The organism is Mesorhizobium sp. M1365 (genome assembly GCF_040317865.1).
Taxonomy (GTDB): Bacteria; Pseudomonadota; Alphaproteobacteria; order Rhizobiales; family Rhizobiaceae; genus Mesorhizobium.
Genome location: NZ_JAMYLG010000006.1, coordinates 158623 through 172524 on the forward strand (window position 1 = coordinate 158623; position 13902 = coordinate 172524).

The 13902-nt window shown below is 62.6% G+C and carries 16 protein-coding genes; 2 read left to right on the forward strand and 14 right to left on the reverse strand.

Translation table 11 applies throughout. The features are described 5' to 3' along the window. Window positions 1–14: 14 nt before the first annotated feature. From NKH04_RS10140 to gcvA, 7 genes are all read right to left on the reverse strand, one after another. Window positions 15–1493, reverse strand: a complete 1479-nt coding sequence (locus NKH04_RS10140; protein WP_353044301.1) for a mannitol dehydrogenase family protein — start codon at window positions 1491–1493, stop codon at window positions 15–17. A gap of 71 nt (window positions 1494–1564) precedes the next feature. Further along, window positions 1565–2335, reverse strand: a complete 771-nt coding sequence (locus tag NKH04_RS10145; protein ID WP_352449477.1) for an L-iditol 2-dehydrogenase — start codon at window positions 2333–2335, stop codon at window positions 1565–1567. Beyond that, a complete protein-coding gene (locus NKH04_RS10150) occupies window positions 2332–3336 on the reverse strand; it encodes an ABC transporter ATP-binding protein (RefSeq protein WP_023676991.1) in 1005 nt (334 codons plus the stop codon). The genes NKH04_RS10145 and NKH04_RS10150 overlap by 4 nt, the downstream gene beginning before the upstream one ends. 51 nt (window positions 3337–3387) lie before the next feature. Further along, on the reverse strand, window positions 3388–4212 hold the full coding sequence (locus NKH04_RS10155) for a carbohydrate ABC transporter permease (protein ID WP_023676992.1): 825 nt from the start codon (window positions 4210–4212) through the stop codon (window positions 3388–3390). Between the two features lie 11 nt (window positions 4213–4223). Beyond that, window positions 4224–5096, reverse strand: a complete 873-nt coding sequence (locus NKH04_RS10160) for a carbohydrate ABC transporter permease (protein ID WP_353044302.1) — start codon at window positions 5094–5096, stop codon at window positions 4224–4226. 114 nt (window positions 5097–5210) lie between these two features. Then, window positions 5211–6521 carry an ABC transporter substrate-binding protein gene (locus NKH04_RS10165; protein ID WP_352449478.1) on the reverse strand — a complete coding sequence of 437 codons (1311 nt, stop codon included), beginning with the start codon at window positions 6519–6521 and terminating at the stop codon, window positions 5211–5213. Window positions 6522–6735: 214 nt separating this feature from the next. Then, a complete protein-coding gene (gene gcvA / locus NKH04_RS10170) occupies window positions 6736–7647 on the reverse strand; it encodes a transcriptional regulator GcvA (protein ID WP_352578172.1) in 912 nt (303 codons plus the stop codon). A 110-nt stretch (window positions 7648–7757) separates the two neighbouring features. Between gcvA and NKH04_RS10175 the strand changes: the two genes are divergently transcribed. Then, a complete protein-coding gene (locus tag NKH04_RS10175) occupies window positions 7758–7943 on the forward strand; it encodes a hypothetical protein (RefSeq protein ID WP_023676996.1) in 186 nt (61 codons plus the stop codon). A gap of 75 nt (window positions 7944–8018) precedes the next feature. On the opposite strand, the gene NKH04_RS10180 is transcribed toward NKH04_RS10175, so the two are convergent. Continuing rightward, entirely contained in the window at window positions 8019–8978 is a 960-nt protein-coding gene (locus NKH04_RS10180; RefSeq protein WP_023676997.1) for a sugar-binding transcriptional regulator, read from the reverse strand. A 360-nt stretch (window positions 8979–9338) separates the two neighbouring features. On the opposite strand from NKH04_RS10180, the gene NKH04_RS10185 reads away from it, so the two are divergent. Next, window positions 9339–9971 carry an HAD family hydrolase gene (locus NKH04_RS10185; protein WP_352615083.1) on the forward strand — a complete coding sequence of 211 codons (633 nt, stop codon included), beginning with the start codon at window positions 9339–9341 and terminating at the stop codon, window positions 9969–9971. A gap of 21 nt (window positions 9972–9992) precedes the next feature. Here NKH04_RS10185 and NKH04_RS10190 read toward each other — a convergent pair whose 3' ends face one another. From NKH04_RS10190 to NKH04_RS10215, 6 genes are all read right to left on the reverse strand, one after another. Beyond that, on the reverse strand, window positions 9993–10760 hold the full coding sequence (locus NKH04_RS10190) for a class II aldolase and adducin N-terminal domain-containing protein (protein WP_352615085.1): 768 nt from the start codon (window positions 10758–10760) through the stop codon (window positions 9993–9995). 82 nt (window positions 10761–10842) lie between these two features. After that, window positions 10843–11484, reverse strand: coding sequence for an urease accessory protein UreG (gene ureG / locus NKH04_RS10195; RefSeq protein WP_352709115.1), 642 nt, complete (start codon window positions 11482–11484; stop codon window positions 10843–10845). Next, window positions 11481–11921, reverse strand: a complete 441-nt coding sequence (locus tag NKH04_RS10200) for a DUF3995 domain-containing protein (RefSeq protein ID WP_353044303.1) — start codon at window positions 11919–11921, stop codon at window positions 11481–11483. Before NKH04_RS10200 ends, ureG begins: the two co-directional genes overlap by 4 nt. Further along, window positions 11918–12613 carry an urease accessory protein UreF gene (locus NKH04_RS10205; protein ID WP_352709118.1) on the reverse strand — a complete coding sequence of 232 codons (696 nt, stop codon included), beginning with the start codon at window positions 12611–12613 and terminating at the stop codon, window positions 11918–11920. Before NKH04_RS10205 ends, NKH04_RS10200 begins: the two co-directional genes overlap by 4 nt. Then, entirely contained in the window at window positions 12600–13175 is a 576-nt protein-coding gene (locus tag NKH04_RS10210; RefSeq protein WP_352709119.1) for an urease accessory protein UreE, read from the reverse strand. Before NKH04_RS10210 ends, NKH04_RS10205 begins: the two co-directional genes overlap by 14 nt. Window positions 13176–13232: 57 nt before the next feature. Further along, window positions 13233–13826: a hypothetical protein gene (locus NKH04_RS10215; RefSeq protein ID WP_352474742.1), complete on the reverse strand. Its 594-nt coding sequence runs from the start codon at window positions 13824–13826 to the stop codon at window positions 13233–13235. Window positions 13827–13902: the final 76 nt, after the last annotated feature.

The window sequence follows — 13902 nt, forward strand, 5'->3', positions numbered from 1 at the left end:
GCGCTGGATCGGCTTCAGAGGTCGCCGGCGAGATAGCGCGTCAGTGTCGCGCGCGCGCCGTCCGCCCACAGCAGTCTCAGCGCTTGGCCGAAGGCTTCAGCGAACGGCGGCGAGCGGCCGACATCGCCATAGATGTCCTCCATGGCAAGCCAGGCGGCAGGCATGTCCCTGGCCGCCTTGGCCGTCGCCTGCAACCGGCCCCAGTTCGGGTCGTTGGGCTCGGTGACGGCACCGGAATCCGTCGTGCCGAAGCAGTAGCGACACCAGAGCGCTGATTCCAGCGCAAGGCCGGTGACACTTTTGCCAGCCTTCAGCCGGTCGGTGATGGTCGGGATGATGAATTTCGGCTGGCGGTTGGAGCCGTCGAGGCAAAGCCGGCGTATAGTGTCGCCGATCTTCGGATTGGAGAAGCGGTGCTCGATGAGCTGGTAGTAATCTTCGAGGTCGGTGTCCGGAACCGGCGGCACGGTCGGGATGATTTCGTCATGCTCGAGCTTGTCGAGGAAGCCGCGTACCAGCGGCTCCTGCATCGCCTCATGGACGAAATGGATGTCCATCAGCCCGGCCGGATAGGCGATGGTCGCATGGCCGCCATTGAGGATGCGGATCTTCATCAGCTCATAGGGCGCGACGTCGCTGACGAACTGCACGCCGACCTTTTCCAGCGGCGGGCGGCCGTCGGTGAAACGGTCCTCCAGCACCCATTGCTTGAACGGTTCGCAAAACACCGGCCAATTGTCGTCGAGGCCGAACTCACTGGAGAGAATGCCGCGCTCGCGGTCGGTGGTGGCCGGCGTGATGCGGTCGACCATGCCATTGGGAAACGCAACGTTCTCGCTCACCCAGTTTGCCAAACCTTCGTCGATCAGCCGCGCAAGGCCGATGACGCCATCTGAGGTGACGTGGCCGTTATGGGGGATGTTGTCGCAGGACATAATTGTGAAGGGCACGATACCGTCGGCGCGGCGGCGCAGCAGCCCGGCGAGGACGAGGCCGAAGACGGTCTTCGGCGTCGCCCCCGGCTCAGCGTCGGCAACGATGTCGGGATGTGTCGGATTGAAGACGCCGGATGCCGGATCGATGAAATAGCCGCCCTCGGTAATGGTCAGGGAGACGATCTTGGTCGCCGGATCGGCAAGGCGCTCGACGATTGCGGCCGCATCGCCCGGCACCAGGAAGTCGACCATGACGCCGGTGACGCGCGCGCTCATATGGCCGCTGTCCTGCTCGACCACGGTGGTCAGCCAGTCCTGCTCCTGCAACTTGCCGCGGCCGACGTTCTCGCCCTCGAAGACGCCGGCGCCAACAATGGCCCAGTCGTGGCCGACACCCGAATTGAACAGGTCGTCGAGATAGACGGCCTGGTGCGAGCGATGGAAATTGCCGACGCCGAAATGCACGATGCCGGCCTTGAGCGCGGCGCGATCATATTTCGGGCCGGCGACCTTGGGCGGCAGCTTGGCGAGGATGGAAGAAGAGAGTTTCACGGTCATCTGCTTTTACCCTTTAGCGGGACGGCTCTTCCCCCCGCGGAGGAGACGGGGGGAAGAGCGCCTTCGCCCCCTCAACTCATCCACTGGCCGCCATCGACATTATAGGTCTGGGCGACGATGTACTCGGCCTCATCGCTGGCCAGGAACACCGCCATGCCGGTGAGGTCTTGCGCCGTGCCCATGCGGCCATAAGGCACGGCTTCGCCGACCAGCCTCTTCTTCTCGCCTCTCGGCCGGTTCTCGAACTTGGCGAACAAGGCATCGACATGGTCCCAATGCTCGCCGTCGACGACGCCCGGTGCTATCGCGTTGACATTGATGCGGTGTTTGATCAGGTCGAGCCCTGCCGACTGGGTGAGCGAGATGACCGCGGCCTTGGTGGCGCAGTAGACGGCAACCACCGCCTCGCCGCGGCGCCCGGCCTGGCTTGCCATATTGATGATCTTGCCGCCCTTGCCGCGGGCAATCATCGAACGGGCGGCGGCCTGCAACGTAAACAGCGTGCCGGCGACGTTGACCGAAAACAATTTGTCGTAGCTTGTCTTGGTGATCTCGACGATCGGCGCCAAGTCGAACAAAGCAGCGTTGTTGATCAAGATATCGAGGCCGCCGGCCCTGGCTTCGACCGCCTTGACGGCCTCATCGATAGACGCGAGATCGGTGACGTCGAGCTTTACCGCGTAGGCATTGCGGCCGATTTCCGAAGCCGTCTTCTCGGCGGCTTCGAGATTGATGTCGCCAATCGCGACCGTCGCCCCTTCGCGCATGTAGGCTTCGGCAAACGCCCTGCCGATGCCACGCGCCGATCCGGTAATCAGCGCCGATTTACCCCGGAGCCTCATTGCAGCATCGCCTTCCCGTCGGCGCCGAAACGATGCAGCTTGGCCTTTTCCGGCGTCAGGTAGATTGTGTCGCCGTGATGGGCGGCCAACTCGCCGTCGGCACGCACCGTCAGCTGCCCGACACCATCCGCCTGGACGTGCAAAAACGTGTCGGAGCCGAGATGCTCGGCAACCCCGACCGTCGCCTTCCAGTCGCCTGACGTCTTCGAAATGTTCATATGCTCCGGGCGGATGCCGACTGTCTTGGCGCCATATTTGGCGGCCGGCGCGCCTTCGATCAGGTTCATCTTCGGCGAACCTATGAACCCGGCGACGAACAGGTTCTTCGGCGTCTTATAGAGCTCCATCGGCGAGCCGACCTGCTCGATATTGCCGGCATTGAGCACGACGATCTTGTCGGCCATGGTCATCGCCTCGATCTGGTCGTGGGTGACGTAGACCATGGTTGTCTTGAGCTGGTGATGCAGCTCGCTGATCTCCAGCCGCATGGTGCCGCGCAGCGCCGCGTCGAGATTGGACAAAGGCTCGTCGAACAGGAAGGCCGACGGCTGGCGCACGATGGCGCGGCCGATGGCGACGCGCTGCCGCTGGCCGCCGGAGAGCTGGCCGGGGCGGCGGTCGAGGTAGTTGGTGAGGTTCAGGATCCGCGCGGCGTCCTTCACCTTCTTGTCGATGGTCGCCTGGTCCTCGCCCGCCATCTTCAGCGGGAAGGCGATGTTCTTGGCCACCGTCATGTGCGGGTAGAGCGCATAGGACTGGAACACCATAGCCAGCTTGCGCTTGGCCGGCGCCTCGCCGGTGACGTCGCGACCATCGATGATGATGGTGCCGCCGCTGGTATCCTCGAGACCGGCGATCAGACGCAACAGGGTGGATTTGCCGCAGCCCGACGGGCCGACGAAGACGACGAACTCTCCGTCCTCGATGACCAGATCGAGGCCGGGGATGATGGACGTCGCCCCGAAGGATTTGGAGACGTTCTTGAGCGTGATGTTTCCCATGGTTTCCTCCCCCGAAGGGCTATCTTTTCGTTTTGCGTCAGGCGATGCCCGCTACTTTACCGCACCGAATGTCAGGCCTCGGACCAGCTGCTTCTGGCTGAACCAGCCCATGATCAGGATCGGCGCGATCGCCAGCGTCGAGGCGGCCGAAAGCTTGGCCCAGAACAGCCCCTGCGGGCTGGAGAAGGAGCTGATGAAAGCGGTGAGCGGCGCGGCCTCGGTGGTGGTCAGCCGGATCGTCCAGAACGCCTCGTTCCAGGCGAGAATGATGTTGAGCAGCATGGTCGAGGCGATGCCGGGGACCGCCATCGGCGTCAGCACGTAGATGATCTCGTTCCAGAGCGATGCGCCGTCCATGCGCGCCGCTTCCAGGATCTCCCCCGGGATCTCGCGAAAATAGGTGTAAAGCATCCAGACCACGATCGGCAGGTTGATCAGCATCAGCATGACCATCAGGCCGATGCGGCTGTCGAGCAGACCGGTATCGCGGAAGATCAGATAGATTGGAAACAGCACGGCGACGGCCGGCATCATCTTGGTGGAAAGCATCCACATCAGGATGTCCTTGGTGCGTTTGCCCGGCGAAAACGCCATCGACCATGCCGCCGGTATGGCGACGAGCAGAGCCAGGATGGTCGAGCCGACCGACAGGAACACCGAGTTCAGGAAGAATTTGAAATAGCCGTTCTGCGCCTGGACCTCGGAATAGCTCTCCGTGGTTCCCGACGGGAACAGGTTGAAGCCCTGGATAGCCTCCTGCTCCGACTTGAACGAGGTGATGATCGTATAGAGGATCGGGAAGAAGATCAGCAGCGCGACGATCCAGGCGGCCGCGGTAGCAATCGTCTTGTGCTGGGTGGTGACTGCACGTGCCATCTTATCCTCCCTTATTTATCCAGGTTCTTGCCGACAGCGCGCATGGCGAAGAAGGCAACGATGTTGGCGAGAATGACGGCAATGATACCGCCGGCGGACGCCTGGCCGATTTTGAACTCCAGCAATGCCTTCTGATAGACGAGGAAGGGCAGGTTGGTGGAGGCGTAACCCGGGCCGCCGTTGGTGGTGACGAGGATCTCGGCATAGACCGACAGCAGGAAGATCGTCTGGATCAGGATGACGACGGTTATGGCGCGCGACATGTGAGGCAGCGTCAAATAGATGAAGCGGCTGATGAAGCCGGCGCCGTCCATTTCGGCGGCTTCCTTCTGCTCGACGTCGAGCGACTGAAGCGCGGTCAACAGGATCAGCGTAGCAAACGGCAGCCATTGCCAGGCAACGATGATGATGATCGCCAGGAGCGGGTGCTGCCCGAACCAATCGATCGGCTGCCCGCCGAAGAAGCGCGCAATATCGGCGAAAACCCCGTACTGCGGATGCATGATCATGTTCTTCCAGACCAGTGCTGCCACCGGTGGCATGACGAAGAACGGCGAGATGACAAGGATGCGGACGATGCCCTGTCCCCACATCGGCTGATCGAGCAGAAGGGCGAGCAGAATACCGCCAATCACCGTGATCAAAAGCACGCTGACGACGATGGTGAGCGTGTTGAGGATCGACTGCAGGAATGCCGGGTTGGAATAGAACAGCGCGTAGTTCGAAAACCCGACGAAGCGGTCGCGCATCGGATTGAGCGGGTTGTATTGCTGGAAGGAAAACCACAGCGTGAATGCCAGCGGCACAATCATCCAGACCAGCAGCAGCACCACGGATGGCGCCATCATGAAACGGGCAAGCGAACGGGTCTGCTGAGTAGCCATGACGGTCACCCTTCGAGGTCGGCCAAGTTTTTCAGCGGTGTGAAAGCTGGCCGCCCGAACTGGGATTCGGGCGGCCGTTGCCGGTCGCCATTGGCAACCGGCACCGGGAGGAGCTTACTTGATGTAACCGCCTTCGGTCATCGTCGCGGTGGCGGCGTCCTGCGCCTGCTTCAAGGCATCGTCGACGCTCGACTGGCCGGCAAGTGCCGCCGAGAAGAGCTGGCCGACGGTGGTGCCGAGACCCTGGAACTCAGGAATGGCGACGAACTGGACGCCGACATAAGGCACCGGCTTGACGGTCGGGTGCGTCGGATCGGCGGAGTTGATCGAGTCCAGCGTCATCTTGGCGAAAGGTGCTGCCTTCTGGTATTCGGGATTGGCATAGAGCGACGAGCGCGTTCCCGGCGGAACGTTGGCCCAGCCTTCCTTCGAGGCGACGAGCTCGGCATAGTGCTTGCTGGTTGCCCAGGATACGAACTTTTGAGCGGCGTCGGCCTTCTGCGTGCCGGCGGGGATGGCTAGCGACCATGCCCACAGCCAATTGCCGCGCTTGCCGAGGCCATTGTCCGGCGCCAGCGCATAGCCGACCTTGTCGGCGACGGTGGAGTTCTTCGGGTCGGAAACGAAGGAGGCAGCGACGGTAGCGTCGATCCACATGCCGCATTTGCCCTGCTGGAACAACGCAAGGTTTTCGTTGAAGCCGTTGGACGACGCGCCCTCGGGGCCGTCGGCCTTCATCAGGTCGACATAGAACTGCAGCGTGTTCTTCCATTCGGGCTGGTCGAATTGCGGCTTCCAGTTCTCGTCGAACCAGCGCGCGCCGAATGAGTTCGACATGGCGGTCAGGAAGGCCATGTTCTCGCCCCAGCCGGCCTTGCCGCGCAGGCAGACGCCGTTCACGCCGTTGGCGCGGTCGGTCATCTTGTCGGCGGCCTGCTTGATGAAGTCCCAGGTCGGTGCATCGGGCATCTTGAGCCCGGCCTTGTCCATCAGGTCCTTGCGGTACATGACGAAGGAGCTTTCGCCGTAGAACGGGGCTGCGTAGAGCTTGCCGTCGACCGACAGGCCGCCGGCTATGGCCGGGATGATGTCCTTGACGTCGTAATCGTCGCCGAGCTTGTCGAGCGGCAAGAGCCAGTTCTGCTTGGCCCAGATCGGCACTTCATAGGTGCCGATGGTCATCACGTCGTACTGGCCACCCTTGGTGGCGATGTCGGTGGTGACGCGCTCGCGCAGAACGTTTTCTTCGAGCGTAACCCACTGCAGCTGAATGTCGGGATTTTTGGCAGTGAAGTCGTCGGTCAGCTTCTGCATGCGGACCATATCGCCATTGTTGACCGTGGCGATGGTGATGGATTCGGCATGCGCGGCGAAAGCGAGGGCGCTGGCCGAGAACAGGCCTAGGGTGAACGTGCGAAGTTTCATCAAAATTCCTCCCATAAACCAAGATGAGCATTTGCCTTGGCTGTGAGCAATTACTCACTTGCGATGAATTATGTCAAGACAGATTCGTTGCTGCAGCGCAGCACGCCGGGGTCTCGTGCAGCGGCAAGCCTGGGACGTTTGCGGCATGTCTGACGAAGGATTCGGCCGGGCTGATTGGGCCCGGCGCTTGCTATCGGGCTTGCTGGGGTTCAGCCTACTGGCAAGCGATCTCGCTCAGGATCCAATCGCGGAAGGCGCGGATCTTCGGCACGTTGCGACGTGCCGTCGGATAGACCAGCCAATAGGCGTGGCCGTCGTCACCGACCAGATCAAAGGGCTGGATCAGGCGGCCGTCGGCAAGTTCGGTCTTGAACAGCGCCTTGGTAACGATCGCCACGCCGTGGCCGGCAATCGCGGCATTGGCCTCGTAGGCCTGCGCGCCCATGCTGGTGCCGGGACGCTTAGCCAGTTCCTCGACCGGCAGGCCGGCGGCGGCAAACCAGTCCCGCCACCAGATGTCACCCGGGTCGAGGATCGGCAGCCGCAGCAGGTCGGCCGGCTCCTTGACGCCGCCGATGCTTGCCGCGAGCTTTGGACTAAGGACCGGCGTGAAATCGGCCCTGAAAAGCATATGGGTCTCGACGCCCGGCCAATTGCCGCCGCCGGAGCGGATGGCGATGTCGATATCCTCTCTGGCAAAGTCGACAACCCTGTTCGAAGTATCGACGCGCACCGCCAGCGACGGATGCGCGACCTGGAATGAACCGAGATGCTGCGCCAGCCAGTTGGAGGCAAATGTCAGCAGCGTCGAAACGCAAAGCAAGCCGTCGGCGCCGGTGCGCGCGGCGGCATAGGCGCCGCTCAACAGCGCGAACGCCTCGCTGACCGCGGGCGCCAGGCGCTGGCCGGGTTCGGTCAGCACGATCTGTTTTGGCTGGCGCAAGAATAGGGGCGCGCCGATGCGCTCCTCCAGAAGCTTGATCTGATAGCTTGCCGCCGCCTGCGTCATGCCAAGCTCCTGGGCGGCCTTGGTGAACGAGAGATGCCGCGCCACCGCCTCGAACACCCGGATCGCCTGAAGCGGAGGAAGCTGCGAAACCAGCTGTCGTGAATTGAGCTCCGGCATAAGCCCTCCTTATGGGCAGTGATCGACGTTTGATTGGCGGCACCGGCCGGTCCTACCGATATTCCGTATTGAAGATCAATTACGCCTAGAGATAGCGAAGGCTGACGATCATGACCACAATACAGGAAAAGCTGCTTCTTGCTCCAGCCCATGGCTGGTTTTCACAGTTGGCGCGGGGATTGGCAAGGCACGCGGCGCGGAAACGGGCCTATCTCGACGTCCGGGAGCTGCCGCCGCATCTGCAGCGCGACATGGGCTTTCTCGACGGCAACGATCCTTGCGGCCGGCACCAGTAGTGCCGCTCGTTTTATCGGGGCTTCAGGGGCGTTTCGATTTCCCATGATCGTTTCCGACCGCCAGCGGCTCGGAGATCATGCGCCCGCCAGCAAGGCGGCGGCGGTCCGCTCATCGGTGATGAGGCCATTGACCAGCCGCCGGTTGACGGCGGCGAAGATGCCCGGCAGCTTGCGGTCGCCCATGGCAAGCGCGATCACCAGCGACTTTTCGCGCGACGGCAGCGGTGCCGACGACACCCGATCATTGGTGATGCCCTCGATCATGCGGCCGTCACGATCGAATACCCAGCCGACGATCTCGGCGACGCCGCCGGCCTTCTGCAGCGCCTTTAATTCACCCTCCGAAATGAAGCCGTCCTCGTAAAGCGGCGCCTTCGGGCCGAGATCGCCGATGCCGACAAAGGTGACGTCGGCCTCGGCCGCAAGCGCCAGCGTCGGCTGGATCATCGGCTGGCTGAGCAGCATCTCGCGCTCCTCGGGCGAGGAAGCGATGACCGGCAAAGGCATCGGAAACGAACGCGCCTTGACCCTGTCAGCCATGGTGAAGATGACGTTGTAAAAGGCCGCCGAGCCGTCCGGCGAGATGTTGCCGGTCAGCGATACCACCTTGTGCTGCGGGCATTCCATCGGCGGCAGTTGCTCGATCGCGGCCTTCAGCGTGCGGCCAGTGCCGATCGCCATGACGATCGGCACCGGCGACCGCAGCCGCCGTTCGATCTCGGCCGCCGCCGCCTCGGCGACGCCGATGACGGTGGAGGAAGAAGAAGGGTCGCTCGGCACCACCTCGACCAGATCGAGCGCAAAGCGCGATTTCAGCCGTGCCGCAAGGTCGAGGCAATTGGCGATCGGATGGTCGACGCGCACCTTGATCAGCCCTTCGGAGACTGCGAGCGACACCAGGCGCTGCGCCGTCTGCCGCGAGATGCCAAGCGTGGCGGCGATCTGGTCCTGGGTGTTGCCTGCGACATAATAGAGCCAGCCGGCACGCGCCGCGTCGTCCAGCCTGTTGCCGCCGCTGTCCTGCCGCGAATTCAAGTTCCTGCCTCCCAACCCCGCCGAGCATAAGAGGCGGAGCGCAGTAGTTTCGCAGGGAATGAACTTGCGCGCAATTGCCTATTGTAAGAGCAATTGCTTAGTGATGAAACTTGGTGTTTGGAGCGAAGTGACAAGTCGACCCAGTCTCGTTGCAACAGCAAGGCTGTCGAGGTTGCACCAATCCCGGTTCTAAAGCGCGTTGCGTTCGATCGGCCTCATGCGACACGTTTTAGGTTGCTTTTTATGCATGTCGTCATCGCAAAACCGCTGCACACTTTGCGCGACATGCATTAGCGGGGACGCGGCGGTTTATCTCGCGCGCTAAACGCTTTAAGGAATTTTTTGAGAATGGAGCCTTGCATGACGCCGAAAGCGGTTTTCTGGGATATGGACGGCACGCTGGTCGACAGCGAGCCGCTGCACGAGGCGGCGCTGATTGCGGCGCTGCACAGCGTCGGCATCGCGCCGCCGGCCGACCTGCATGAGCGCGTGCTCGGCATCGCCGCATGGCCGGTCTACGAAATGCTGCGCGACGAGTTCGGCCTCGACCTGCCTTTCGACGACTGGATCGTGCGCAAATACGATCACTATCTGCCGATGGCCGAAACGCTGACGCCACGCACCGGCGCGATCGAGATTTTCAATGAGCTGCGCGCGCTTGGCGTGCCGCAAGCGGTGGTGTCCAACTCGGACAGACTGATCGTCGATGCCAATCTGCGCGCCGTAGGCCTTTTCTATCCCGGCATGAAGACGGTCAGCCGCAACGACGTGCGTGAAGGCAAGCCGCATGCCGAACCTTTCCTGCGCGCCGCCTGGTTGGCCGACGTCGATCCCGCCGAGGCCGTGGCGGTCGACGACAGCGTGACCGGCGCCACGGCGGGGCTGGCAGCTGGGATGAAGACGATCTTCTGGCCAGAGGTGCCCATGGAGGGGCCGCCGGGGGCGATTGTCATCAACAGCGCCGCTGAATTGCGGGCCGAACTCGGGCTTTAAGCCAGCCCGGCGGGACCGCCCTCAACTCCGGTAGGCAGGCTCCTGCTCGTCGAGGATCGCCTTCAGTTCGGAAAGGTGGCGCTCGGCCTGGCCGGGATAGTCTTCCTGTTCCCTTGCCGCTTTCTCCGCGATCTCATCCGACAGTACCCGCAGCGGCCGACCTGTCCACAGCGCCTTGATATAGGTTTCGGCGGCGCGCTCGAAATAGAACATGCGGTTGAAGGTGTCGGCGACGCTGTCGCCGATGACCAGCACGCCATGGTTGCCCATCACCATCACCTTGACCTTCGGGTCGACAAGCAACTGGGAGCAGCGCTCGCCCTCTTCCTCGAAGGCCAGCCCGCCATAATGAGCGTCGACGACATGGCGGTTGAAGAAGATCGCCGAGTTCTGGTCGACCGGCGGCAGCGTCGAGTCGGCGAGCGAGGCAAGCACGGTGGCGTGGATCGAGTGGACATGCATGACGCAGCGCGCATGACGCACGTTGCGATGGATGGCACCATGCAGGCCCCACGCCGTCGGGTCGGGCGCATTCGGGCCGATAAGCGTGTCGGGATCATTGGCGTCGATCAAAAGCAGATCGCTCGCCTTGATGCGCGAGAAATGCACCTGGTTGGGGTTCATCAGGAATTGCGAGCCATCGTCGTTGACCGCCAGCGAAAAATGATTGGCCACCGCCTCGTGCATGTTGAGCCGCGCCGTCCAGCGGAAGGCGCAAGCGAGATCGACGCGCTCCTCATAGAACGGCAGGTTGGTCAGCACTTCCTTCTGCAGGCGGGCGATGCTCATCGTAACCTCCGTGAAGAGGCGAGGATGCCGCGCGACTGGAACGCGCGCAACCGGTTTCGTTTGGTGCAGGCGAACGCGATTGCTATGCCGCCGTGCTGGTGGCAGTGCCAGCTCTCAGCCCGCCATGCTCGACGATGAAATCTATCACCTCCTGAAGCCCCTTGCCGCGCGACAGGTCGGTGAAGCCGAACGGCCGTTTGCCGCGCATGCGGGCAGCGTCGCGTTCCATGATGTCGAGATTGACGTTCACATAGGGCGCAAGGTCGCTCTTGTTGATGACCAGGAAATCGGACCGGGTGATCGCCGGTCCGCCCTTGCGCGGAATCTCCTCGCCTTGGCAAACCGAGATGACATAGAGCGTCAGGTCGGCAAGGTCCGGCGAGAAAGTGGCGGCGAGGTTGTCGCCGCCCGATTCGATGAAGACGACATCGAGATCCGGGAATTTTTTGGTCATCTCGGCGATCGCCTGCAGATTGATCGAGGCGTCCTCGCGAATGGCGGTGTGCGGGCAGCCGCCGGTCTCGACGCCGATGATGCGATCCTCAGGGAGCGCCTGCAGCCGGGCCAGCATCATGGCGTCTTCCTTGGTGTAGATGTCGTTGGTGACGACGGCGATCGAGAACTCGTCACGCAGCGCCTTGCAAAGCTTTTCGGTGAGCGTCGTCTTGCCCGAGCCGACCGGACCGCCGATGCCGACGCGAAGAGGACCGTTGGGTGATATCATGCGGGGAACTCCGTGAGGGCAAGAATGGCAAAGCCAAGCCCGATCAGCAGGCACAGCGGCGAATAATAACGCAGATCGAGCCGCACGAAAGGCTGCTCGGGCGTCAGCCGGCGCCACCAAGGCGTGAAGCCGGCAATGCCGCGCGCCAGGAAGACCAGTGCGATGAGCAGCGCTGTGGCGGCGAGCCCGGCCTTGGGAAAGGGCGTGGCAAACACGCCTTCGAGCGCCATCGGCCACAGCGTCGCCAGGCCCAGGCATGCGGCGACGGCGAAGCTGGCGAAGGGCGCCGGCATCTCGTCGACGCCACGGAAGCCGCCCACCGCGCGGGCGCAGGAGGCAGCGTCCCTGCCCGGCCAGATGCCGCCAATGCCCCAATAAACATGCAGTGCTGTGATCAACAGCAGGACGAGCGAGAGGGCGAAAGCGAGAATGATCATGAGCGGAACAGCCGCGAATACTGGGCCTCGTGCTTCATCGCCGTGACGTCGGAGATGAAAGCGCACCCGCCGAGATCATCGAGGGTCGAGCCGGCAGCGCGGTCGGCCGTGGCCAGGGCAAGCGGTTCGAAGGCGGCCAGTAGCGTCATCGCGGCACTCTGGCCAACGATGCCAAGCCGGATCGCAGCCTGGACGAGATTGGAGAAGAAGGCCTGCAGAAAGGCCGCCAGGGCGTCCCGCAGCGCAATGCCGTGACCGCCGGCAACGGCGCCGACGGCAACGCAATAGGCACATTCGGCCGGCAGGCGATCCAGCACCTGGCACGGCCAGGCGAAGGCCGCCTTCAGGAAAGCAGCGCCCTGCAGCATGGTCTCGGCATGGCGCTCGCGCGAGCCTGCCAGAGCTTCGGCAAGGGCGACGATTTCATCGAGATCGCCGGTTTCGCGCGCCCTGCGCCAGCTTTCGGCAAACAGCACCGCATCATTCCAGCCCGAACCCATCTCGACCAGCGTTTCCAGCCACGCGGCGAGCTCTTTGCTGTCGGCAACCAGCCCGGCATGCACGGCTTGCTCGAGACCATGGCTGTAGGAAAAGCCGCCGACCGGGAAGGAAGGCGACAGCCACGCCATCAGCCGCAACAAAGCAATATTGGAAGGCTGGGCAACGTTGGAAGGCTGGTCAGTCATGGTCATGGTCGTGCGAATGGCTGTGGGAATGCGATTCGGTATGGGTATGGGAATGCGCTTCGGCATGGCTGTGCGCATGCGCCTCGGCGTGAGAATGGCCATGGCCGGAATAAGCGCCGCGCACCGGCTTGAATGGCTCGGAGACGTCGCTCACCGTGGCGCCCAGCCCTTCCAGCATCGCCTTGATGACATGGTCGCGCAGGATGAGGATTCGGTCAGCCTCGATGCTTGCCGCGAGATGACGGTTGCCGATATGCCAGGCAAGTTCGGCCAGATGGACAGGGCCGCCGGCACGGAGATCGTACAGCGGCTCCTCGGCCGCGATGATCTCGATGTGGCGGCCATCCTCCAGCACCAGCCGGTCACCATGGTTCAAGGTCACCGGTTCGGGCAGGTCGACCAGCACCTTGTCGTTACGCACCGTTTCGATGGCGCGACGGCGCAGATGCCGCTCGTCATGGGCAAGCACCGCACTGTCGTATGGCGTGGTGGTTCCGGCTTCGCCTGCGGCCAGGACGGAGACGGCGCGCGGGAATTTGGTGAAGTCGGTGCGAATATCGAGCTTCATGTAAAAACTGCCTCTCCCAAAAAGCCTAGCCTATCGCGTCCGCCGCCCCAATGGGGCTCAGACGATCGTGTCGAAGAGCCGCAGGATGAACGATATCTGATAGACGAGCGCGCCGGCGACAAAGGCGATGTGAAAGCGGCGGTCGCGCAGCAGGATCGCAATGACGCAAAGCGCGACGAAAACCGGCGTGCGGATCAGATATTCGACGCCAAAATGGGCGAAATGCTCCGGCCCTTTCAGCAGCGTATCGATCACGTCGAGCAGATAGGTCGCCGCCAGCAGGCCGAAGAACCAGGCCCGGCGCGAATAAAAGAAATCCTCATAGCTGGTGTAGTCCAGCATCGAATCCGGAAACAGCAGCGCGCAGAGCAGGAACAGCGTGACGGCGTAGAAGATGATGAACAGGTATTTGCCGAAAGTCCAATTCTCGATCTGGAACAGGCCGAACTCCCACCACCAGAAATGCACCAGCATTAAAAGCACCGACGCAACCCAGGCGAGGTGCACGGGATAGAGCCGGTATTGGCCGGGATGCTGGACGATGCGGGCGAGCCCCGACAGCAGCCGTGTGACGCCAAGGCCGATCACCATGCCCAGGACGATGCGGATATGCGGGAAAATGTCGTGGGCGTAGGGGAGTTGCTGGTCCATAGGCCTGGCGCGGCATGTTCTACATTTGGCGTTCTAGATTGTGATCTGAAAAGTGAAAACCGGTTTCTGCTGCGCT